The 22,515-nt window shown below is 67.8% G+C and carries 22 protein-coding genes; 6 read left to right on the forward strand and 16 right to left on the reverse strand.

Features of this window, described 5'->3' with window-relative positions; genetic code table 11:
* Positions 1-38: 38 nt before the first annotated feature.
* Positions 39-611, reverse strand: a complete 573-nt coding sequence (locus tag QH168_RS24560) for a hypothetical protein (RefSeq protein WP_280468038.1) — start codon at positions 609-611, stop codon at positions 39-41.
* 233 nt (positions 612-844) lie between these two features.
* On the opposite strand from QH168_RS24560, the gene QH168_RS24565 reads away from it, so the two are divergent.
* Complete coding sequence (locus QH168_RS24565; RefSeq protein WP_280468039.1) at positions 845-1,642, forward strand: META domain-containing protein; 798 nt, start codon at positions 845-847, stop codon at positions 1,640-1,642.
* A gap of 222 nt (positions 1,643-1,864) precedes the next feature.
* On the opposite strand, the gene tpiA is transcribed toward QH168_RS24565, so the two are convergent.
* From tpiA to QH168_RS24605, 8 genes are all read right to left on the reverse strand, one after another.
* The gene (gene tpiA, locus QH168_RS24570; RefSeq protein ID WP_280468040.1) at positions 1,865-2,650 is read right to left on the reverse strand and encodes a triose-phosphate isomerase; all 786 of its coding nucleotides are present in this window, start codon (positions 2,648-2,650) and stop codon (positions 1,865-1,867) included.
* Positions 2,650-3,891, reverse strand: a complete 1,242-nt coding sequence (locus QH168_RS24575; RefSeq protein WP_280468041.1) for a phosphoglycerate kinase — start codon at positions 3,889-3,891, stop codon at positions 2,650-2,652. The genes tpiA and QH168_RS24575 overlap by 1 nt, the downstream gene beginning before the upstream one ends.
* A gap of 5 nt (positions 3,892-3,896) precedes the next feature.
* Positions 3,897-4,913, reverse strand: a complete 1,017-nt coding sequence (gene gap / locus QH168_RS24580) for a type I glyceraldehyde-3-phosphate dehydrogenase (RefSeq protein ID WP_280468042.1) — start codon at positions 4,911-4,913, stop codon at positions 3,897-3,899.
* A gap of 217 nt (positions 4,914-5,130) precedes the next feature.
* The gene (whiA, locus tag QH168_RS24585; protein WP_163825106.1) at positions 5,131-6,114 is read right to left on the reverse strand and encodes a DNA-binding protein WhiA; all 984 of its coding nucleotides are present in this window, start codon (positions 6,112-6,114) and stop codon (positions 5,131-5,133) included.
* Positions 6,105-7,151, reverse strand: coding sequence for a gluconeogenesis factor YvcK family protein (locus tag QH168_RS24590; protein WP_280468043.1), 1,047 nt, complete (start codon positions 7,149-7,151; stop codon positions 6,105-6,107). Before QH168_RS24590 ends, whiA begins: the two co-directional genes overlap by 10 nt.
* Positions 7,148-8,101 (reverse strand): RNase adapter RapZ, encoded by a 954-nt coding sequence (gene rapZ, locus QH168_RS24595; protein ID WP_280468044.1) that lies wholly within the window; start codon positions 8,099-8,101, stop codon positions 7,148-7,150. Before rapZ ends, QH168_RS24590 begins: the two co-directional genes overlap by 4 nt.
* A 90-nt stretch (positions 8,102-8,191) precedes the next feature.
* Positions 8,192-10,234: an excinuclease ABC subunit UvrC gene (uvrC, locus tag QH168_RS24600; protein ID WP_280468045.1), complete on the reverse strand. Its 2,043-nt coding sequence runs from the start codon at positions 10,232-10,234 to the stop codon at positions 8,192-8,194.
* Positions 10,235-10,341: 107 nt separating this feature from the next.
* Complete coding sequence (locus QH168_RS24605; protein WP_280468046.1) at positions 10,342-11,148, reverse strand: NmrA family NAD(P)-binding protein; 807 nt, start codon at positions 11,146-11,148, stop codon at positions 10,342-10,344.
* Between the two features lie 192 nt (positions 11,149-11,340).
* On the opposite strand from QH168_RS24605, the gene QH168_RS24610 reads away from it, so the two are divergent.
* Positions 11,341-13,290, forward strand: a complete 1,950-nt coding sequence (locus tag QH168_RS24610; RefSeq protein WP_280468047.1) for a gamma-glutamyltransferase family protein — start codon at positions 11,341-11,343, stop codon at positions 13,288-13,290.
* A gap of 136 nt (positions 13,291-13,426) precedes the next feature.
* Here QH168_RS24610 and QH168_RS24615 read toward each other — a convergent pair whose 3' ends face one another.
* The 4 genes from QH168_RS24615 to QH168_RS24630 all read right to left on the reverse strand — a co-directional run bounded on the left by QH168_RS24615 (position 13,427) and on the right by QH168_RS24630 (position 16,410).
* Positions 13,427-13,936, reverse strand: a complete 510-nt coding sequence (locus tag QH168_RS24615) for a PH domain-containing protein (RefSeq protein ID WP_280468048.1) — start codon at positions 13,934-13,936, stop codon at positions 13,427-13,429.
* Positions 13,937-13,938: 2 nt separating this feature from the next.
* Complete coding sequence (gene ribH / locus QH168_RS24620; RefSeq protein WP_280468050.1) at positions 13,939-14,418, reverse strand: 6,7-dimethyl-8-ribityllumazine synthase; 480 nt, start codon at positions 14,416-14,418, stop codon at positions 13,939-13,941.
* A 28-nt stretch (positions 14,419-14,446) separates the two neighbouring features.
* Positions 14,447-15,691 (reverse strand): bifunctional 3,4-dihydroxy-2-butanone-4-phosphate synthase/GTP cyclohydrolase II, encoded by a 1,245-nt coding sequence (locus QH168_RS24625; protein ID WP_280468051.1) that lies wholly within the window; start codon positions 15,689-15,691, stop codon positions 14,447-14,449.
* A 95-nt stretch (positions 15,692-15,786) separates the two neighbouring features.
* Positions 15,787-16,410, reverse strand: a complete 624-nt coding sequence (locus QH168_RS24630) for a riboflavin synthase (protein WP_280468052.1) — start codon at positions 16,408-16,410, stop codon at positions 15,787-15,789.
* 849 nt (positions 16,411-17,259) lie between these two features.
* On the opposite strand from QH168_RS24630, the gene QH168_RS24635 reads away from it, so the two are divergent.
* Positions 17,260-17,745 carry a hypothetical protein gene (locus QH168_RS24635; protein WP_280468053.1) on the forward strand — a complete coding sequence of 162 codons (486 nt, stop codon included), beginning with the start codon at positions 17,260-17,262 and terminating at the stop codon, positions 17,743-17,745.
* Between the two features lie 143 nt (positions 17,746-17,888).
* The gene (locus QH168_RS24640; RefSeq protein ID WP_280468055.1) at positions 17,889-18,383 is read left to right on the forward strand and encodes a hypothetical protein; all 495 of its coding nucleotides are present in this window, start codon (positions 17,889-17,891) and stop codon (positions 18,381-18,383) included.
* Between the two features lie 13 nt (positions 18,384-18,396).
* Here the strand turns inward: QH168_RS24640 and rpe are convergent, their stop codons facing one another.
* Complete coding sequence (gene rpe / locus QH168_RS24645) at positions 18,397-19,053, reverse strand: ribulose-phosphate 3-epimerase (RefSeq protein WP_280468322.1); 657 nt, start codon at positions 19,051-19,053, stop codon at positions 18,397-18,399.
* A gap of 128 nt (positions 19,054-19,181) precedes the next feature.
* On the opposite strand from rpe, the gene QH168_RS24650 reads away from it, so the two are divergent.
* Entirely contained in the window at positions 19,182-19,604 is a 423-nt protein-coding gene (locus QH168_RS24650; RefSeq protein WP_280468056.1) for an ATP-binding protein, read from the forward strand.
* The gene (locus QH168_RS24655; protein WP_280468058.1) at positions 19,604-20,521 is read left to right on the forward strand and encodes an RNA polymerase sigma factor SigF; all 918 of its coding nucleotides are present in this window, start codon (positions 19,604-19,606) and stop codon (positions 20,519-20,521) included. The genes QH168_RS24650 and QH168_RS24655 overlap by 1 nt, the downstream gene beginning before the upstream one ends.
* 22 nt (positions 20,522-20,543) lie before the next feature.
* Here the strand turns inward: QH168_RS24655 and QH168_RS24660 are convergent, their stop codons facing one another.
* The gene (locus QH168_RS24660; RefSeq protein ID WP_280468060.1) at positions 20,544-20,891 is read right to left on the reverse strand and encodes an MmcQ/YjbR family DNA-binding protein; all 348 of its coding nucleotides are present in this window, start codon (positions 20,889-20,891) and stop codon (positions 20,544-20,546) included.
* Between the two features lie 271 nt (positions 20,892-21,162).
* Positions 21,163-22,491 (reverse strand): RsmB/NOP family class I SAM-dependent RNA methyltransferase, encoded by a 1,329-nt coding sequence (locus tag QH168_RS24665; protein WP_280468324.1) that lies wholly within the window; start codon positions 22,489-22,491, stop codon positions 21,163-21,165.
* Between the last annotated feature and the right edge of the window lie 24 nt (positions 22,492-22,515).

The following is a 22,515-nucleotide window of genomic DNA, read 5'->3' on the forward strand; positions in this document are numbered from 1 at the left end:
ATGCCCGGGTCGGCGCCTGTACGAGTAGCAGTCCGTCGTCAACGCACCGCAGCAGGCGCGGGTGTGAGGTCGGGGTCGGCGGCGATGCGGGCGGCGGTCTCGGCGTCGGGTGCGTAGTAGCGGGTGCGGATCACCCATTCGCGGCGCAGTTCGGGGATCACGATCTGGGCGTTGTCGTATTCGGATTCGAGGGTGGCGCTCCAGTCCATGGGCGCGCGGTCGGGTGGGAAGGCGGGGCCGTCGTTGCGGTCCGCGGCCCGGAGCAATTCCATCGTCACGCCGAGGTAGTCGTTCCATCGGGCGTAGGAGGTGGTCATGGTGGATGCGGCAGGGACATCGAGCTTCATCAGATGCACGCCATGCGCCCATTGATCGAGCCCGAGCAGCAGGTTCGCGGTGTCACGGGTGCGTCCGCGCCGTAATGCGCGACCGGGCCAGCACCACACCGGCGCGGCGCCGTGACAGGGGATCCTCCGATGCTCCATTTCGGCGACCATGGCGCGATAGGCGGGTCGCCAGTTCACCAGCACGCGATCCCACTCGGCACGGTAGACACCGGTGTCACGCACCGCGGCAACGACTTCCGGGGCTTGCAGCGTCCACAGTCGCATCAGCGATCGTCCCCGACGCGGCACAGTATGGACATCGAATCCGCAGACACTGTTCCTCCCCTTCCTGCCCGCCGTCGGACAGAAAACACACGGTACGTCCGAGTAGTCCTGTGCGTCACCTGATTTTCGGTCCGCCGACGTGAGCGAAGCACCCGCCGACGGAGTGGCCGAGCCGACGGCGCCCCCGAATGCGAATCCGCAACCGGCCGACCACCCGCCGGTAGGATCGCAACATGTCGGCAAACCTGATCCGGTTCGCAGCGGCGCTGCTGCTCACCCTCGCGGCCGCGACAGCCTGCTCGAACGACGACGATTCGGAACCGGCCGGTCCCGCGCCGACGCCGATGGGGCACACCTACATCTCCACCGAGGTCGAGGGCACCCCCATTCCCGGCGGCGGCCCGCTGACACTCACTTTCGCCGACGACCGGGTCTCCGCGTCCGCGGGCTGCAATACCCACAACGGCGCCGTCACCCTCGACGGCGACACCCTCACGGTGTCGGGTCTGGCCAGCACGCTCATGGCCTGTCCCGGCGACAAGATGGGCGCCGATCAATGGCTCAGCGACCTGCTCGATGCCTCCCCCACCTGGCGCCTCGACGACGCGCGGCTCACCCTCGAGGGCAACAACACCACGGTGGTCATGATGGACAAGAAAGTCCTGCTGCCCGACCGCCCACTGCGCGGCACTCCCTGGGTCGTCACCGCGATACTCACCCCCGACGCCCAGACCCGCTCGCAGCAGATCGACGAACTCCAGCCCACCTTCACCATCGCCGAGGACGGCTCCCTCACCGGCTTCGCCGGATGCAACCGCATGACCGGCCAGGCCGCCATCACCGAGACCCCGAACGGCGCCGATATCGCCTTCACCGTCGCCACCACCAAGATGATGTGCGCGCCCGAGGTCATGGAGGTCGAACAAGCCGTCCTGACCGCCCTCGACGGCACCGCCCAGGCCACCGTCGACTCCGACGAACTCACTGTCCGCAACCCCAATGGCCACGGCCTGATCCTGCGCGCCCAGTAGCCGCACCCGTCGCCCCGACCTCGACGGGGCGCCAACCATTCACCACGCCACCGGGCTCAGCGCGAACCACCCGCTGACAGCCGGTCCAGAACAGAGGGTTTGCTCGCGCCTGTACTGAGCCACGACGATCGCGGCATGCGACATCCACAACCGAGGTCGGCCGAGAACGACTGAGGCCCACCGGGATACCGATCCCGGTGGGCCTCATCGATATTCACCCGATCAGGGCAGCGGACCACCAGCGGCGATGGCCGACAGGGTGGCGAACTCGTCGCCCTTGAGGGAAGCGCCGCCGACGAGGGCGCCGTCGATATCGGTCTGCGAGACCAATTCGCCGACGTTCTTGGCGTTCACCGAACCGCCGTAGAGCACCCGCACCGAGGCCGCGACCTCGGGTGAGGCCAGTTGGGCCAGTTCGCCACGGATGGCGCCGCACACTTCCTGCGCGTCGGCGGGAGTGGCGACCTTACCGGTGCCGATGGCCCACACCGGCTCGTAGGCGATGACGATCTTCGAGATCTCCTCGGCCGTCAGACCTTTGAGCGAACCGCGCAACTGCTCGAGGTTGTACTCGACGTGGGTCTTCGCCTCGCGGACGTTGAGACCCTCACCGATGCACACGATCGGGGTGATCCCGTACTTCAGCGCCTGCTTGGCCTTCGCGAGCACGATCGCATCGTCCTCGTTGTGGTACTGCCGACGCTCGGAGTGCCCGACGACCACATAGGTGCAGCCGAGCTTGGCCAGCATGGATGCGCTGATCTCACCGGTGTATGCGCCTTCGTCGTGCACGGACACGTCCTGCGCGCCGAAGGTGATCCGCAGTTTGTCACCCTCGATGAGGGTCTGCACGCTGCGGATATCGGTGAACGGCGGGACGACGGTGACATCGACCTTGTCGAAGTACTTGTCCGGCAGGGCGAATGCGATCTTCTGCACCAGAGCGATGGCCTCGAGGTGATTGAGGTTCATCTTCCAGTTGCCCGCGATGAGCGGTGTGCGAGCCATTACGCGTCCTCCTCCAGCACACTGATGCCGGGGAGTTCCTTGCCCTCGAGGTACTCCAGCGACGCACCGCCACCGGTCGAGATATGCGAGAAACCGTCCTCGGGCAGGCCCAGTGTGCGCACGGCGGCGGCCGAATCGCCACCACCGACGACGGTGAACGCGCCCTTACCGGTCGCGGTCACGATGGCCTCGGCGACACCGCGGGTACCGGCGGCGAAGTTCTCGAACTCGAACACACCCATCGGGCCGTTCCAGAACACCGTCTTCGCCTCGGTCAGCAGCGCCGCGAACCGGTCCACCGACTCCGGGCCGATGTCCAGGCCCATCCAGCCGTCGGGGATCTCGTTGACCGGCACGATCTTGATGTCGGCATCCGCGGCGAACTTGTCCGCCGCCACGATGTCGCGCGGCAGGTGGATGACGTCGGCGAAACGTTCCAGCAGCTGTTTGCAGGTGTCGATCATCTCCTCCTGCAACAGCGAGGAACCCACCGACAGGCCCTGGGCGGCGAGGAAGGTGAAGCACATGCCGCCACCGATGACCAGGGTGTCGACCTTGGGGGCCAGCGCCTCGATCACCGCGAGCTTGTCGGAGACCTTGGACCCGCCGAGCACGACCGCGTACGGCCGTTCGGGGGCCGCGTTGTCGTCGCCCAGCCCGCCTCCGAGCTTGGCCAGCACCTCGACCTCGGCGGCGACCAGTGTGCCCGCGTAATGCGGCAGCACCTTCGCCACGTCGTACACCGAGGCCTGCTTGCGGTGCACCACACCGAAGCCGTCGGAGACGAACGCGCCATCGTCGCCGACCAGCTCGACCAGCGCGGCGGCCAGCGCGGCCCGCTGCGCATCGTCCTTGCTGGTCTCGCGCGGATCGAAGCGGATGTTCTCCAGCAGGAGCACATCACCGTCGGTGAGGCCCTCCGAACGCGCGAGCGCGTCCTGGCCCACCACATCACCGGCGAGCTGGACATTACGACCCAGTTCGTCGGCCAGGCGCGCGGCGACCGGCGCCAGCGACAGTTTCGGGTCCGGCTCACCCTTGGGGCGGCCCAGATGCGCGGTGACGACCACCTTGGCGCCGGCCTCGACCAGCGCCTTGATCGTGGGCACCGAGGCCAGGATGCGGCCTGCGTCGGTGATCTGGCCGTTGTCGTCGAGGGGGACGTTCAGGTCGGAGCGCACGAGCACGCCCCGACCCTCGACACCCTCGTTCAGCAGATCTGCGAGTGTCTTGACAGCCATCTGCGTCAGAGCGACTTGCCGACGACGCCGATGAGGTCGGCCAGACGGTTGGAGTAGCCCCACTCGTTGTCGTACCAGGACACGACCTTCACCTGGTTGTCGATGACCTTGGTCAGCGGCGCGTCGTAGATCGACGAGTGCGGGTCGGTGACGATGTCGCTGGACACGATCGGGTCCACGTTGTACTTCAGGATGCCCTTCAGCGGGCCCTCCGCGGCAGCCTTGAACGCCGCGTTGATCTCCTCGATGGAGGCAGGCTTGGCCAGGGTCGCGGTGAGGTCGGTGACCGAGCCGGTGGGGACCGGAACGCGCAGCGCGTAGCCGTCGAGCTTGCCCTGGAGTTCGGGCAGCACCAGGCCGATGGCCTTGGCGGCGCCGGTGCCGGTGGGCACGATGTTGAGGGCGGCGGCGCGGGCGCGACGCAGATCCTTGTGCGGCGCGTCCTGGAGGTTCTGGTCCTGGGTGTACGCGTGGATCGTGGTCATCAGGCCCTGGACGATGCCGAACTCGTCGTTGAGCACCTTGGCCAGCGGGCCGAGGCAGTTCGTGGTGCACGAGGCGTTGGAGATGATGTTCTGGCTGCCGTCGTACTTGTCGTCGTTGACGCCCATCACGATGGTGATGTCCTCACCGGAGGCGGGCGCGGAGATGATGACCTTCTTGGCGCCGGCGGCCAGGTGGCCCTTGGCCTTGGCGGCGTCGGTGAAGATGCCGGTGGACTCGACGACGATGTCCACGCCGAGCTCGCCCCACGGCAGGGCCGAGGGGCCCTCCTTGATGGCCAGCGCCTTGATCCGCTGGTCGCCGACCACGATGGTGTCGCCGTCGACGGACACGTCCTGGGGCAACCGGCCCAGGATCGAGTCGTACTTCAGCAGCGTCGCCAGGGTGTTGATGTCGGTGAGGTCGTTGACCGCGACGATCTCGATGTCGGTGGTGCCGAGCGCCTTCTGCGCCTCGACCGCCCTGAAGAAGTTACGGCCGATACGACCGAAGCCGTTGATGCCTACCCGGACAGTCACGTTATCGCTCCTCAGCTTTCCAGCGGATTCATTCCGTCGCCACCTACCCTAGTGCCCGGCCGCAACCTCACAGACACGCACCTCACGATTGCCAGCCGGGCGGTGGTGCGCGTCTTCCTCGCCTCGAGCAGGACGGGAAGCCCGGCACACTCCGGGCAGCCGTCACCGATCCGGTATGACGACTGCACCGGGCCGAGCGCGCCGACCGACCCCCGGCTCAGGCTTCGTCGAGCAATTCCGCGGTGACCGCCGACTCGGTATCGGGTACGCCCAATTCCTTGGCCCGGCGATCGGCCATGGACAGCAGCCGCCGGATACGTCCGGCCACAGCGTCTTTGGTCATCGGCGGATCGGCCAGCTGGCCCAGCTCCTCGAGCGAGGCCTGCCGATGCTGTACGCGCAGTTTGCCCGCGGCGGCCAGATGATCGGGCACATCGTCGGCCAGGATGTCGAGCGCACGCTCCACCCTGGCGGCGGCGGCGACGGCGGCGCGGGCCGAACGGCGCAGGTTGGCGTCATCGAAGTTGGCGAGTCGGTTCGCGGTGGCACGGACTTCTCTGCGCATCCGGCGCTCTTCCCAGGTGAGCCGGGTGTCCTGCGCACCCATCCTGGTGAGCAGGGCGCCGATGGCCTCACCGTCGCGCACCACCACCCGGTCGGTGCCGCGCACTTCACGGGCCTTGGCCGAGATGCCGAGCCGCCGCGCCGCACCCACCAGCGCCAGCGCCGCCTCGGGGCCGGGGCAGCTCACTTCGAGCGCCGAGGAACGACCGGGTTCGGTGAGCGAGCCGTGTGCGAGAAACGCACCGCGCCAAGCGGCTTCGGCGTCACCGACACTGCCGCCGACCACTTGCGCCGGCAGTCCGCGCACCGGACGGCCACGCACATCGAGCAGGCCGGTCTGACGCGCCAGTGCCTCGCCCTCCTTGGACACCCGCACCACGTAGCGCGAGGTCTTTCGCAGTCCGCCCGCACCGAGAACGTGCACGTCGGAGCCGTATCCGTAGAGTTCGAAGATTTCCCGCCGTAGCCTGCGCGCGATGGAGCCCATATCCACCTCGGCCTCGACGATCACCCGCCCGCCGACGATGTGCAGTCCACCGGCGAAGCGCAGCAGGGCGGACAGTTCCGCCTTGCGCGAGCTCACCTGGGACACCGCGAGCCTGCTCAGCTCGTCCTTCACTTCGGCAGTCATCGCCACGAGACGCGCTCCTTTCCACCCAACCCGGACCGCACATCCTGACCCATGTGCCGTCCTTCGACTCGAAGCCCTGACATTTGCGGCCGAGGTTCCCGGATCAGTCGATCCAGTGCGGCGGCAAGCTTTCCGGGATGGTGCCGGTCCGTTCCCGCGTCGGCGACATCGGAAAAGACTACCCGCGCTCGCAACTGTTCGGCCGCTCTTGCCACATGTTCGCGCTCCCTACCCTCGGGCACGCACCCGGAATCGACCAGAACATCGTCGACCGCGAAATCCGGTGCGTGCTGGGACAATACATGCAAATGGCGTTCGGCGGAGAATCCTGCGGTCTCCCCCGGCTCAGCGGCCAGATTCAGCACGAGCACCTTGCGCGCCCTGGTGTAGACCAGCGCCTCGTGCAGTTCGGGGACGAGCACGTGCGGGATCACGCTGGTGAACCAGGAACCCGGGCCGAGCACCACCACATCGGCGTGTTCGATGGCCGAGGTGGCCTCCGGACTCGCGGGCGGATCGGAGGGGATCAACCGCACCCGGCGCACCTTGCCCGGTGTCGTCGCCACCGCCACCTGGCCCCGGATACACCGGCTCACGCGCGGATCGGCTTCGAGCCCGGAGACGTCGGCTTCGATATCGAGGGCGATCGGAGACATGGGCAGCACCCGCCCCGTCACCCCGAGCAGCGCCGCCACCTGGTCGAGGGCGGCCACTGGATCGCCGAGGACTTCGGTGAGCCCGGCCAGGATCAGGTTGCCCACCGAATGCCCGGCCAGCGCGCCGGTGCCACCGAAGCGATGCTGCACCGTGCGCGTCCACACACCGTCACTGTCGGCGGCCAGCGCGGCCAGCGCCATGCGTAGGTCACCGGGCGGTGGCACCCCGAGTTCGGCACGTAATCGGCCGGAGGAACCACCGTCGTCGGCGACGGTGACCACGGCGCAGATCCGCGTGGTCAGCCGCCGTATCGCCGTCAACGTCGCGTACAGACCGTGCCCACCACCGAGTGCGACGATGGCGGGATTGGCGTCCCAGCCCGTCATTCGCGCCCCAGATCCCGATGGACCACACGCACCACATCGACCGCTCCGTCGGAGGCGGTTCGCATCGATTCGCCCAGCGCTTCGGCGATCGCCACGCTCCGGTGCCTGCCGCCGGTGCACCCCACTGCCACCGTCATGTATCGCTTCCCCTCTTGGCGGTAACCGTTCGTGACCAGGTCGAGCAGGTGGTGGCAGGTACGCAGATAGTCGTCCGCACCCGACCGGGACAGCACGTACTCGCTGACCACCGACTCCTGTCCAGAATGTTCCCGCAGTTCTGGTATCCAGTGTGGATTGGGCAGAAAACGCACATCCAACACCATGTCCGCGTCCAGCGGTACCCCGTACTTGAAACCGAACGACTGCACCGTCAACTGCAAGGCGGCCGAGGCGCCGCCGCCGTAGGCCTCCTCGAGCTTGCGGTGCAGTTGATGGATGGACAGTTCGGTGGTGTCGATGACCAGATCGGCGGCGGCCTTCACCGCCGAGAGCCGGATGCGCTCGGCCGCGATTCCCGCCGACAAGGTGCCGTCGGCGCTCTCGCTCTGCAATGGATGACGCCGTCTGGCGAACCCGAACCGGCGGATCAGCACATCGTCGGAGGCCTCCAGGAACAGCACCCTGGTACGCACCCCGCGCTCACGCAACTGTTCGGTGACCACCGAGAGATCGCCGGTGAAGAAGCGGCTGCGCACGTCCATGACCAGGGCCAACCGTCGGATCGGCGGATCGGCGGCGGCGCCGAGTTCCACCATGCGCCCGATCAGCTCGGGCGGCAGATTATCGGTGACGTACCAGCCGAGGTCCTCGAGCACCTTCGCCGCGGTCCCGCGGCCCGCTCCGGACAGGCCGGTCACCAGGACGACCTCTACCTGCGCACCGGCGGGCCCGCCGCGCGCTGCGGCGGGCCCGGGGGCACGGCCGCTGCTGTTCGATTCGACGCGTGTCATGTACCACCGGATCTGTTGTCTCGGGTGCCTCTCGATCATCTCGCACCGGATTCGGTATCCGGCGCAGACACACAACGTACGCGAACTCGGCTAATCTCCGCGCAACGCGGCCAGCACCGCCTGTGCCGTCGCCACCCCGATCCCCGGTACCTCGGTGATCTCCTCGACCGTCGCCTCCTTCAATTTGGCGACCGAGCCGAAGTGCGTGACCAGCGCCGTTCGCCGGGCCGCACCCAGCCCGCGCACCGAGTCCAGCGCGGAGGCCGTCATCCGGCGGGAGCGTTTGCTGCGGTGGAAGGTGATGGCGAACCGGTGGGCCTCATCACGCACCCGTTGCAGCAGGTAGAGCGCTTCGCTGGTGCGCGGCATGATCACCGGGTCCGGTTCGCCGGGCACCCACACTTCCTCGAGGCGTTTGGCCAGGCCGATCACCGCGACATCGGTGATGCCGAGTTCGTCGAGCACCTCGGCGGCCGCCGCGACCTGCGGTGCGCCACCGTCGACGACGTACAGGTTCGGCGGGTAGGCGAACCGGCGTGGTTTGCCGGTCGCCGGATCGATACCGGGCAGCGAGGTGGGCGCGTCGTCGGCCTCATCGAGCTCCGCCGGGGTGTGCGCGGCGGCCTCGACGGAGACGGGAGTATCGAGTTCGACGCGTTCGGCGGCGTCGCGTTCACGGCGCAACCGGCCGAACCGGCGCCTGGTGACCTCGGCGATGCTGCCGACGTCATCGGAGCGGCCCTCGCCCGCGGCTTCCTTGATCGTGTAGTGCCGATATTCGGATTTGCGCGGTAGTCCGTCTTCGAACACCACCAGCGAGGCCACCACATCAGTGCCCTGCACATGACTGATGTCCACACATTCGATGCGCAGCGGCGCGGTGTCGAGATCGAGCGCGTCCTGAATGTCTTGCAGGGCAGCCGATCTCGAGGTCAGATCACCGGCCCGGCGGAGTTTGTGCTGGGCCAGCGCCTCCTGTGCGTTGCGCTGTACGGTCTCGGCCAGCGCCTTCTTGTCGCCGCGGCGCGGCACCCGCACCTGCACCGCCGAACCCCGCAGTTGTGACAGCCACTGCTGCACCTGCTCCACATCGGCCGGAAGATCGGGGACCAGCACCTCGCGCGGTACCACGGTGGCCGACTGTTCCTCGGCGCCCTGGGCGGCGACGGCGGCCTGCTCGCCGTAGAACTGGGTGAGGAACTGCTCGACCAGCGCCCCCATCTCGCCACCGGCCTCGGGGACGTCGACGGCGTCACCGGATTTGTCGACCACCCAGCCGCGTTGACCGCGCACCCGGCCGTCGCGCACATGGAAGATCTGCACCGCCACCTCGAGCTCGTCGGTGGCGAAGGCGATCACATCGGCGTCGGTGCCGGTGCCGAGCACCACGGCCTGTTTCTCCAGGGCCCGTCGCAGCGCCTGCACATCGTCGCGCAGCCGAGCGGCGGTTTCGAAGTCGAGGTCGGTGGCGGCCTCGTGCATCCGCCGTTCCAGCTCACGGACCATTCGGTCGGTGCGCCCGGCCAGGAAGTCGCAGAAGTCCTCGACGATGCGCCGGTGCTGTTCGGCGGTGACCCGGCCGACGCACGGCGCCGAGCATTTGTCGATATAGCCGAGCAGACAGGGGCGTCCGATCTGGCTGTGCCGCTTGAACACTCCGTTCGAGCAGGTACGCGCGGGGAATACCCGCAGCAGCAGATCCAAGGTTTCCCGGATCGCCCAGGCGTGGGCATAGGGCCCGAAGTAGCGCACCCCTTTCTTGCGCGCGCCGCGGTAGACGAACAGCCGCGGATACTCTTCGTTCAGCGTGACCGCCAGCACCGGATACGACTTGTCGTCGCGGTAGCGGACATTGAATCGCGGATCGAACTCCTTGATCCAGTTGTATTCCAGCTGGAGCGCCTCGACCTCGGTGGACACCACGGTCCACTCGACACTCGCCGCGGTGGTCACCATCTGGCGAGTGCGCGGGTGCAGTGAGGCGACGTCGGCGAAGTAGGAGTTCAGCCGGGAACGCAGACTCTTGGCTTTGCCGACGTAGATGACGCGACGGTAGGAATCCCGGAACTTGTACACACCGGGTTCGACGGGAATCGTGCCCGGCTTCGGCCGGTACGTCGCGGGATCTGCCACGCACCCAGCCTATCGACGCGGTCCGACAAACCCCGCCGTGGGAGCGTCGCCCGATGGGCGAAGGCATATCTCCGGGCCCGGCAGCCCGGAGACGGGACCCTCCGATCTCAGAAGCGATCCTTGTGCTCGGTCAGCCATTCGGCGAATGTCCTGGCGGGTCGGCCGAGCACCTGTTCGAGCACGCCATCCGGGGTGCGAGCCGACTCGGGCGGATCGGCGTGCCAACCGATCACGTACTCCGCATCGGCGAGCGATACCCCGGCGGCGGTCAGCCGGTCGATGGCGTGCTGCCTGCTGATCTGCTCGAAAGCGATGTCGCGACCGATCGTCTCGGCCAGCATCGCAACCCGCTGCCTCGTGGTCAGCGCCTGCGGTCCCGAAAGGTTGTAGGCCCGGCCCGCATGCCCGTCCTCGGTCAGGGCGAGGGCGGCCACCGCCCCGAGATCCGCTTCGTGGACGACAGCGCTCGGGAGATCGAACGGCTCGCGAACCACACCGTCGGCGCGGATCGTCTCCGCCCAGGCGAGGGCATTGGACATGAATTCCTGCGGTTCGAGCCGAGTCCAGACCACACCCGATTCCGCGACGGCGGTCTCGGCGGGTCCGACATGCCCGCCCCACAGAATGGTGATCCGTTCGACGCCCGCGCGCACCGCGCGGCGGACCAGCTCGGGTCCGGTCTCGGCGACCCCGGCGGTGACCGTGATGTGCAACCCGGTCGCACCGTCGAGTGCGGCGTCGAGGGTCTCCGGTGCGGTGTGACCGCCGGTCACCACTTCCGCGCCCGCGGGCAGTACTGCGGCGGCACGCTGCGGGTCTCGGGTGAGTGCGCGCACCTGCCGACCTCTGCGTAGCAGCTCCGCCACCACATGTCGTCCGGTGTTTCCCGTTGCGCCCGTTACCAATATCGTCACAGTAGAACTCCTTTCCGGGCCCGACGCTATTAACTCAACCAAAGTTGAGGTCAAATGGCGCGGTTCAGGCGCAGGTCAAGCGCATCCGATCGTCGTCGCAGCGGCCTCCGGGCGGGGCGAACCCACCGCGACCGTCGAGGGCCTTCCCGATAGCGGGACGTCCGTCGGCAACAGCGGATAAGGTCTCCGTTCATGACGCGCGCGCGACAGATTCGGACGGGAGCCGCCGTGGTTGCGGCTCTCGTGATCTCCTTGGCCGCCGGTTGTTCGGAGGAATCCGACGACACCGCGGCGTGCACGACCACCCCCAACGGCACGCCGATCACCGCAGCACCCGCCACCGCGGGCGGCGCGGCCACCACGCAGAACATCAGCACCAATCCCGAGATCTCCTCCGGGTACCGCAGCGATATGACGCCGGTGCGCACCGCCACCTACGCGGTGTCGACGGCGAACCCGCTGGCCACCCAGGCGGCCTGCGAGGTTCTGCGCGACGGCGGCACCGCGGCCGATGCGCTGATCACCGCGCAGACGGTGCTCGGGCTCGTCGAACCGCAGGCATCCGGTATCGGCGGCGGCGCGTTCCTGGTCTACTACGACGCCGCGAGCAAGTCGGTGCAGGCCTACGACGGCCGCGAAACCGCACCGGCGGCCGCCACCGAGAACTACCTGCGCTGGGTCAGCGACACCGATCGCACCGAACCGAAACCGGACGCACGGGCCAGCGGCCGGGCCATCGGTGTACCCGGCGTGCTGCGCATGCTCGAACTCACCCATCGCGACCACGGCAAGACACCGTGGGCTGATCTGTTCGACCCTGCCGTGTCGCTGGCCGATCGGGGTTTCGAGATCAGCCCGCGCCTGGCCGGTCAGATCGCCGAGTCCGCGCCGAACCTCGCGGTGGACGAGAACGCGAAGTCGTATTTCCTCGAGCCGGACGGCTCCCCCAAGCCCGCGGGCATGGTGCTCACCAATCCCGCGATGTCCAAGACGTTGAACGCGATCGCCACCGATGGCGCCGATGCCTTCTACACCGGGCCCATCGCCCGCGATCTGGTCGACGCCGCCACCGCCGGTTCCGGCGGTCGCACCCCCAGCGTCCTCACCACCGAGGATCTGGCGAACTACCAGGCCAAGAAGCGCACGGCGCTGTGCACCGACTACCGCGCGCACGAGATCTGCGGGATGCCAGCGCCGTCCTCGGGCGGTATCACCGTCGCCGCCACGCTCGGCATCCTGTCGAACTTCGATCTGGCCGCGATCGGCCCGGACAATGTCGACCGCAATGGCGGTAAGCCGAAAGCCGAAGCGGTGCACCTGATCTCCGAGGCGGAACGGCTGGCCTACGCCGACCGCAACAAGTACGTCGCCGATACCGATTTCGTGCCGCTGCCGGGCAATTCTCCCGAGACGCTCGTCAACCCCGAATACCTGAAGGGCCGCGCCGCCCTGATCGATCCGGGCCGCAGCATGGGCGTCGCCCAGCCCGGCGATTTCGGTCCGGTCCCGGTCGGTGTCGGACCGCAGCCGCCCGAGCACGGCACCAGCCAGATCTCGATCGTGGACTCCTACGGCAACGCCGCGGCCATGACCACCACGGTGGAATCGGCGTTCGGCTCGTTCCACATGGTCGACGGGTTCGTGCTGAACAATCAGATGACCGACTTCTCGGCCGAACCGATCGGTGAGGACGGTGTTCCGGTGGCCAACCGGGTGGAGCCCGGTAAGCGGCCGCGCAGCTCGATGAGCCCGACCCTGGTGTTCGCCGACGGCCCCGATGGTACGCGCGGCGAACTCACCCATGTCGCGGGTTCACCGGGCGGTTCGGTGATCATCCAGTTCGTGGTCAAAACACTGGTGGGCATGCTGGATTGGGGCCTCGACCCGCAGCAGGCCATCTCGGCGGTGGCCTTCGGCTCGGCCAATACCCCCGTCACCGGCGTGGGCGGCGAACATCCCGCCATCGACACCAGTGACGACGGTGCGCACGATCCGCTGATCGTGCGGCTGCGTGAACTCGGGCACGAGGTATCGGTGGCGCCGCAGACCAGCGGGCTGAGTGTGGTGCGCCGCGATGGTGACGGTTGGATCGGCGGTGCGGACCCGCGCCGGGAGGGTGAGGTCCTCGGCGACACGCGATGATGTGCACGGGCCGCCCGGTGTCGAGAATCGGGCGGCCCTTGTCATCGATGTGGTGAGGTCAGCCGCAGATGTGCTCGGGGTGACCGGACCTCGAATCGGCTCGAGGTCGAGCTGCCCAAAGGAATGTGCGCAGCACTCAGTTGACGGAACCGGTGTACTTCGCGCCCAGCTCACGCAGCCGTTCGAGTGCATCGGCGGCGTATTCCTTGTCATTGGAGCGGATGGCCAACATCGGCACATAGTCGTCGTCGACGAGTTCCAGCCGCGCCCAGGATTTACGGTCCGGGAAAGAGACTCCGCGCACGTACTTCCACGGGAACTCGTTGTCGCCGAGGATATTGCGGACGACGACACCCTTGGGCCCGACCCGCACCCGTGGGCGGGTGAGCAGCAGCACCGCGCACGCGCCGAGCACACCGATCCCCGCCATGGCGAACTGATCGAGCACCCGGAAATGCACACCGGTGGAGCCGACACGTAGGAAGACTCCGGCGGCGGTGAAGGCGATCACCAGCACCACCGCGACCACCACCGCGGTCCGCCGGGCCCGGCGCGGACGTACTTCGAGATCCCAGACGGGTTGTTCGGTGGCCGATCCGGCCGGGGCCGGGCCCGCGTTCCTACGCCAGATCCGGACGACGGGCATCGTCAGTTCGACCCGCGCAGCGAGCGCAGGGTCAGCGCGGCGTCGAGGGCGGCGGCGCAGGCCTGTTCGCCCTTGTCCTCCGTGGAACCGGGCAGCCCGGCCCGGTCCAGCGCCTGCTTCTCGTTGTTGGTGGTGAGCACACCATTGGCGACCGGGGTGCCCTCGTCGAGCGAGACCCTGGTCAAGCCGGAGGTGACCGCATCGCAGACGTACTCGAAATGCGGTGTGTCACCACGGATCACCACGCCGAGCGCCACGACCGCATCGTGGGTACGGGCCAGTTCCTGCGCCACCACCGGCAGTTCCATCGCGCCCGCGCAGCGCACCACGGTCACCTCGCGGACACCGGCTTCCTTCGCCACGCGCTCGGCATTGGCGACCAGGGTGTCGCAGATCTGGGTGTGCCAGCGCGAGGCGACGATACCGAGCTTCAGCTCTTTGGCATCCTCGAGCGCGAAGGTGGGTACGCCGGTACCGCTCATCGGTTCTCGCCTTTCCGTCCGCCCGGATTCACTGCGCGGTCTCTCCCAGATCCAGATCGTCGAGACCGATCAGATCGTGTCCCATGCGGTCGCGTTTGGTGCGCAGGTACCGCAGGTTCTCGGCGTTGGCACGCACCGGCATGGGCACCCGCTCGGTGACCCGGAGCCCGTACCCGTCCAAGCCGACGCGCTTGGCCGGATTGTTGGTCAGCAGCCGCATCGAGCGGATGCCGAGGTCGACCAGGATCTGCGCCCCGGTGCCGTAATCACGGGCGTCGGCGGGCAATCCGAGTTCGATGTTCGCGTCCACGGTGTCGTGGCCGGAATCCTGGAGCTGGTAGGCCTGCAACTTGTGCATCAGCCCGATGCCGCGTCCCTCGTGCCCGCGCATGTAGAGCACGACGCCGCGTCCCTCGGCGGCCACCATCTCCAACGCGGCGTCGAGCTGCGGACCGCAGTCGCAGCGCAGCGAACCGAACACGTCACCGGTCAGGCATTCCGAATGCACCCGGACCAGCACATCGTCGCCGTCGAGGATGTCGCCGCGCACCAGCGCCACGTGTTCGACCTCGTCGTAGATGCTCTGGTAGCCGACCGCGGTGAATTCGCCGTGCACGGTGGGGATGCGCGCTTCGGCCACCCGCACCACATGCTTTTCGTGCTTGCGCCGCCAGGCGATCATATCGGCGATGGAGATCAGCGCGAGTTCGTGCTCATCGGCGAAGACCCGCAGTTCCTCGGTGCGGGCCATATGCCCGTCGTCCTTCTGGCTGACGATCTCGCAGATCACACCGGCCGGACGCAGCCCCGCCATGCGTGAGAGATCGACCGCGGCCTCGGTGTGGCCCGGCCTGCGCAGGACGCCGCCGTCCTTGGCGCGCAATGGCACCACATGCCCTGGGCGGGTGAAATCGTCGGCCTTGGCCTCGGCGTCGGCCAGCAGGCGGATGGTGGTCGCCCGGTCCGCGCCGGAGATGCCGGTGCTCACGCCTTCCTTGGCGTCGACCGACACCGTGTAGGCGGTGCCGTGCTTGTCCTGGTTGAGTGCGTACATCGGCGGCAGGCCGAGTCGGTCGCAGTCCTCACCGGTGAGGGGCACACAGATATACCCGGACGTGTAGCGGATCATGAAGGCCATCAGCTCCGGGGTGGCCTTTTCGGCCGCGAAGATGAGGTCGCCCTCGTTCTCCCGGTCCTCGTCGTCGACGACGACGACCGCCTTACCGGCGGCGATATCGGCGACTGCGCGCTCGATGCTGTCGAACCTGGTCACGTCTGTTGTGCTCCATCTCGAATAAGGTGCCACCCCACACTACTGGGTGCGAAGTGTCGCTCCGGAGGCAGTGGCCCGCCTGGTGGGCGGTGTGGTCAGCCGCGCTGCTGGAGGCGTTCGACGTACTTGGCGATCACGTCGACCTCCAGGTTGACCAGGGTGCCCGGCGCGGCGGTGCCGAGGTTGGTCATCGACAGGGTGGTCGGGATGAGCGAGACCTCGAACCAGTCGCGGTTGCCGTCGGCGGCGGGGGTGTCGGACAGGCCGAGCCCGGAGACGGTCAGGGAGATGCCGTCGACGGTGATGGAGCCCTTCTCGACCACATACTTGGCGATGGCGTCGGGCAGCGAGATCCGCACGACCTCCCAGTTGTCCGAGGGGGTCCGCGAGAGCACGGTGCCGGTGCCGTCGACATGGCCCTGGACGAGGTGGCCGCCCAGGCGGCTGTCGAGTGCGGCGGCACGTTCGAGGTTGACCTTCGCACCGGAGGTCAGGCCGCCGATGCTGGACCGGTTCAGGGTTTCGGCCATCACGTCGACGGTGAAGGAATCACCGTCGACCACCTCGACGACGGTCAGGCAGACACCGTTGACGGCGATCGAGTCGCCGTGCCCGGCATCGGAGGTCACCAGTTCACCCCGGATCGTCAACCGCGCGGCGTCGGCCAGCTGCTCGGTGGCGACGATCTCGCCCAGCTCCTCGACGATGCCTGTGAACATGCTGACTCCCTGTCGCGTGTGGTCTTCCGGTTGCGGAACGGTCGTGACCCGGACCGGTATTCCCGATGGCCGTGTCGTACTCGTGACTGAAGCCTAATGAGCGTCACCGGGCCGCTCGAGCGCGGCCGCGCCACGTCCGGGCGGCCGCGTCGCATCCCCGATAGCGGAGGCGATCCGTTTCCAGAAATCTTCACCTGGGGCCGGAGCGGGCATCGAGACCGTGACGCGCCGCCGAATCCGACCATCCGGCGGTGTCGGGCCACCCGAACGGGGCTTGATAATTTTCGCCACGACAATTCTTTGCCAGCATTCAGAAAAATACCGTTCGGCCGGTCCGTAGCCTTTGTTCGACGACATTTTCCGAACCGCACAGAAGAATGTCATCCGCGGCTCGTACAGTCGATGCCCGGACGAGACATCGCCGAAACATGGATTTCCGCAATCGCTTGCGCCGACCCGAATATTGACGCAAAATCGTTATGTAGCCGACTCCCACCGTTCAACAGCACCAGCATTTCGGTGCGGCAGAGTGACCACGGACGGCAGAGTCCTACACGGCAGTTCGATCTCGGCACGCCACACGTGACACCTCGCAACCCACCTACCGGCCAACCGGGCAGGAGCACGCGGTAAATCCTTGTGCACCAGCCTTTTTCGACTCGATAGTGCAGTCTGCGGCAGGGAACACCACGAGGCCGATCGCGCGACGGCGCCAACGCAACACCAACGCAAGTCCACCACTCCAGGAAGCCGAAAGATCACCGTGGACAGAATCGAGATCGGCGCGGACACCGAGCCCGTCGATCAGCACACATCCACCAGCGACAACCACACCACCGGGGGTGCGGCGTGACCACGCTCGTCGATTTCACACTGGAAAACCGTTGCGTCACCTATCGGCGCGAATTCCAATTCCCTGCAACCATCGACCCCACCTCACGACGCATACTCCTGAAAATCGGTGCCCGCTACGGCGCCATCACCATGCCCGCCGAACTCGGCGAACGAGTACAACAACGACTGCGTCCGGCCGGGATGGCCGGACCCGTGGTCGCCCACCCACGCGCCCTACGCTGGACCTTCCTCACCGGCCCCGCCCGCCCCGACAGCCTCAGCGCCGCCGAATCCGCCGAACTGTTCCGCCTCTACGCCACCGTCGCCGCCGCGGGCAGCCATATCGTGCTGCCCTCCCCCGACGACGAACGCACCGGCTACCGCACCTGGGTGCAAGCACCCGAAAGCGGTACCGACCGACCACCGCAAAGCGCCGTCATCGACGCCATCCGGACACTCGGCACTCACCGGAACATCCAGGATCGGACTGCGCGCCGCTGATTCACCGTCGCCCGATGCGACGCTGCACGCGTCGCACCGGCGCGGCTGCCCGACCCCGGTGCACCACGATTGTCCCGATCACGCCACCCGAGCGGCACAACCGACCCAGCACCTCCGATGCACCCGCTCGGTAGGGTGACCGCGTGGTAGATGACCGGGCGGCCGAGCTGGGGCGGAAATACCTCACCCTCGGGCTGGGAGAGCTCGCCGCAGCAGCAGTGTTCGTCATGGTCGCCTTCACCTTGGCCGCGCGTCTGAACGAACCCGGCGAGCAGAAGGCGCTGTGGTCGGCGCTGATCCCGCTGCTCATGATCCTGGTGCAAGGTGGCGGCTACTGGCTGTCGGCGCGCACCTGGATCGGCCGCCCACCGATGCCGCGCACCCTGGCCCGCATCTATCGCGGATTCCGCATCACCGATATCGCACTACTCGCCGCTGGACTCGCCGGAATCGTGGCGTGGTGGCCCGATCGGCTCGGACCCGCTCTGCTCGCGGTGGCCGTATGGGGCTTCGGCGTCGTGGAGTACCTCAACTACTTCCACGTCCGACTCTCCTATCCCCCACGTCGATGGCTCACCACGGTGCACCAGTGGCGCACACCCCGCCTGATACAGGACCTGCGCGCGGCGGCCCGGTAGCTCGTCCGGCGACTCAGCGCGCCCACACCGTGGCGGCCTGCCTGCGCAGCGTCTCCACAGTGGCGCCGGGATCAGCGGTGTTGTAGACCGCCGAACCGGCGACGAAACAATCGATACCGGCCTCGGCGGCCTGCTCGATGGTGTCGGCATTGATACCGCCATCGATCTCCACCACCAAGCGCAACTCACCCGAATCCACCAGCCGACGCACCGTACGCGCCTTGTCCAGGACATGGGCGATGAACGACTGTCCGCCGAACCCCGGCTCGACGCTCATCACCAGCAGCGTGTCGAAATCGCGCAGGATCTCCAGATACGGCTCGATCGGAGTGTTCGGCTTCACCGACAAACCGGCCTTGGCGCCCGCGGCCCGGATATCGCGCGCCACCGCGATCGGATCGTCGGTGGCCTCGGCGTGGAAGGTCACGTTATAGGCGCCCGCCTCCGCATACGGCGGCGCCCACCGGCCCGGATCCTCGATCATCAGATGGCAGTCCAGCGGAATATCGGTGGCCTTCAACAGGCTCTCCACCACCGGAAGGCCCAGCGTCAGATTCGGCACGAAATGCGCGTCCATCACATCGACATGCAGCCAGTCGGCAGTGGACACGGCATTCGCCTCGTCCGCGAGATGAGCGAAATCGGCGGACAGGATCGACGGAGCGATCATCGGGGACTCGGGGCGGGAGAACGTCGGCGTGGACACAACGCGGCAGTTTAACCGTAGGACCGCCGCACTGCGGGGCGGGTCACAGCGTTGGTTGGGTTGCCGGGGCCCCGAGTGGGTAGCCTCATGGCGTGATCAACATTTCGGCGGAACAGGGGCTCTACAGCACCCCGGTGGAAATTCGGGTCGCGGCATCGGTCAGCCAGCTGCCGATCGTGCGCGGGCTCGCCGAAACGCTGGTCCTGCTCAGCGATTTCACCCTGGACGAGGTGGCCGATATCCGGCTCGCCGTCGACGAGGTGTGCTCGACCCTCATCGCGATCGCCGCACCCGAGACCAGCCTGCACTGCCGGTTCACCGTCGGTGACCTCGAACTCCGGGTACACGTATCGGGCATCGCCGCCGACGAAGGACTGCCCGACCAGCGCAGCTTCGGCTGGCATGTGCTGCGCACCCTCACCGATTCGGTCGAAGCCACGCAGGACCCGTTCGATCCGGCCGCCTCCGGATACCCGACGACGGTCGAGTTCCGTCGCGTCCGAGGGAAGGCGTAGTGGCCGACGAGGACGCCGTGCTCGAACCCGCAGACAATGACGGTGCCCCCGAGACGCCCGACCACGCCGAACAGCCCGCCGACGGCACCGACTCGGCTGCCACCGACGCCGACCAGGCCGCCGACGACGACGAACAGGACAGCGCCACCGGGACGACGCAGGTATCCGGCTACGACGATGTCGCCGAACTGTTCACCCGGCTCGCCGCCACCGACACCGGCACCGACGCCCACACCACCCTGCGCGATCAACTGATCAACCGGTGCATCCCGCTCGCCGACCACATCGCCCGCAAGTTCAGCGGACGCGGTGAACCGTTCGACGATCTCACCCAGGTCGCGCGCGTCGGACTGGTGCACGCCGTCGACCGGTTCGACGTCGAACGCGGTTCGAACTTCCTGTCCTTCGCCGTACCGACCATCATGGGCGAGGTCCGCCGCTACTTCCGCGACAACACCTGGGCGATGCGGGTGCCGCGCCGGGTCAAGGAAACCCATCTGCGGATCGGCGCCGCGGTCGACTCGCTGTCCCAGACGCTCGGCCGCTCACCCACCGCCAAGGAGATCGCCGCCGAACTCGACGTCGATCCGGATGAGGTCACCCAGGCCGTCATCGCGGGCAACGCCTATCAGCCCACCTCCATCGACGCCGCCTCCGTCGGCCGCGATACCGATGCGTCGCTGCTCGACACCCTCGGCGAGGAGGAATCCCAGTTCGATCGGGTGGAGGAATACGTCGCCATCCGTCCGCTGCTGGACGGCCTGCCTGAACGCGAACGCCGCATCCTCACCATGCGATTCTTCGAATCCATGACCCAGACCCAGATCGCGCAGCAGATGGGGATCTCGCAGATGCACGTCTCCCGCATCCTCGCGAAAACCCTTGCCCGCCTGCGCGAACAGTCCTCACGCGAATAGCCCGGGGGGCGTGGCGCCCGGTTCAGCCGGTGCGTTCACGTTCCTTGCGCAGTCTCGCCGGCGCCGACAACCACCAGGCCGCATCCAGCAGCTCGCGCAGCTGCGCGACCTCGACCCGGTCGAGATCGATGAGGATGTAGGGGTGCCCGTCATAGTGCGGCGTCGTGTAATAGGCCGGATCGCCCGACGCCAGCAGGGCCTGCTTCTCATCCGCGTCGCACAGCAACACCAGCCCGCCCTCCGCTTCCACGCGCAACCGGGCGAACCCCTTCTTGCCCACCTTCAGCCCCGGCGTACGCCACCAGGTCGATTCCTCGACGCCCGGCAGCTCCGTCGCCAATGCCACTACACCCGCCCAATCGATCGCCATGAGTCGAGTCTGCACCCGCGCGTGGAGACCGGCTTGGACGAATGTCGCACGAACCGTCTGACCGCGGCGCGGTATGCCGGTCCACCACCGTCGTCGCCGTGGTAGGTCGACACCGGTCCGCACATGGCTGACGTCGATCGCCCGACCTGGTGGGTGCCGCTGGGACCGCCCGGCTGCGGCCGCGGCAATCACGCCGCCGACATTCCGAGGCGTATCGGCCGGTGCTGGAGTGCGCACCGGCCCCACGCCATTTCATGGGATGTTCGCTCGACTACCGCGGCTTCCGCAGCACTGCCAGGAACATTGCGTCCGTCCCGTGCCGATGCGGCCAGAGCTGCGCGCCGGGGCCGGGGCCCAGGTCGGGGACACCGGGGACGTAGGCGCGCGCGTCGAGCTGTTCGGCGCCGGTGCGGCGGACGGCGTCGGCAACCACCGCCACCGTTTCCGGCAGGTGCGGCGAACAGGTCGAGTAGACCACCACACCGCCCGGACGCAGCAGATCCCATGCGGCGGAGAGCAGTTCGCGTTGCAGGACCACCAGGTCGGAGACGTCGGCGGGAGTGCGACGCCATCGGGCTTCCGGACGGCGGCGCAGGGCGCCGAGTCCGGTACACGGCGCGTCGACCAGGATGCGATCGTAGCCGGGGGCCAGTCCGCTGTCGCGGCCGTCGGCGATGTGGACCTGCACCGGAAGTCCCGCGGTCGCCTTGCGGACCAGCTCGGCGCGATGTTCGGCGGGCTCCACCGCGTCGATGTGGAAACGATCGATATCGGCCAGCGCACCGAGCAGAGCCGTCTTACCACCGGGGCCCGCGCACAGATCGAGCCAGCGGCCGTTGTCCGGTCCGTCGAGTGGGGCGCGGGTCAGTGCGAGCGCGACCAGCTGGCTGCCCTCGTCCTGTACGGCCGCCATACCTGCGCGCACCGGCTCCAGCTTGCCCGGATCACCGCCGTCCAGGTACACCGCGTACGGCGACCAGCGCCCCTCCTCACCACCGGTGACCAGGGCCAATTCTCCGGCGGTGATATCGCCGGGCCGGGCAACCAGATGCACCGATGGGCGGGCGTCGTCCGCGGCGAGGGCATCCCGCAGTTCGGCCGCCTCGGCGCCGAGCGCATCGGCGAAGGCTTGCGCGATCCAGGTCGGATGCGCGTACTCGAAAGCCAGATGCCCCACCGGATCGCGCGGGGCGAGTAGCTCCACCCATTCGGCCGCATCGCGCTCCCCCGCGCGGCGCAGCACCGCGTTCACGAAACCGGCTTTGCCCGTACCGAATTCGGCACGCGCCAACGCGACCGAGGTGTCGACGGCCGCATGGGCGCCGATCCGGGTGCGCAGCAACTGGTACACGCCGAGCCGCAGGATATCCAGCAGTGGGCCGTCGATATCGGCGATATCGCGTCCGGCGCATTCGACGATCACCGCGTCCAGCACACCCTGCGCCCGGCAGGCGCCATAGCCGAGTTCGGTGGCCAGCGCCGCGTCCCGACCCTCGAGGCGGCGTTCGCGCAGTAGACCGGGCAGCACGAGATTGGCGTACGCATCGCGTTCCCTTACCGCACGCAAGGTCTCCAGCGCGACCTCCCGCGCCGGATCGATCGAATTGCCCCGACGCCGATCCTG

It is taken from the genome of Nocardia cyriacigeorgica (genome assembly GCF_029868385.1).
Taxonomy (GTDB): domain Bacteria; phylum Actinomycetota; class Actinomycetes; order Mycobacteriales; family Mycobacteriaceae; genus Nocardia; species Nocardia cyriacigeorgica_F.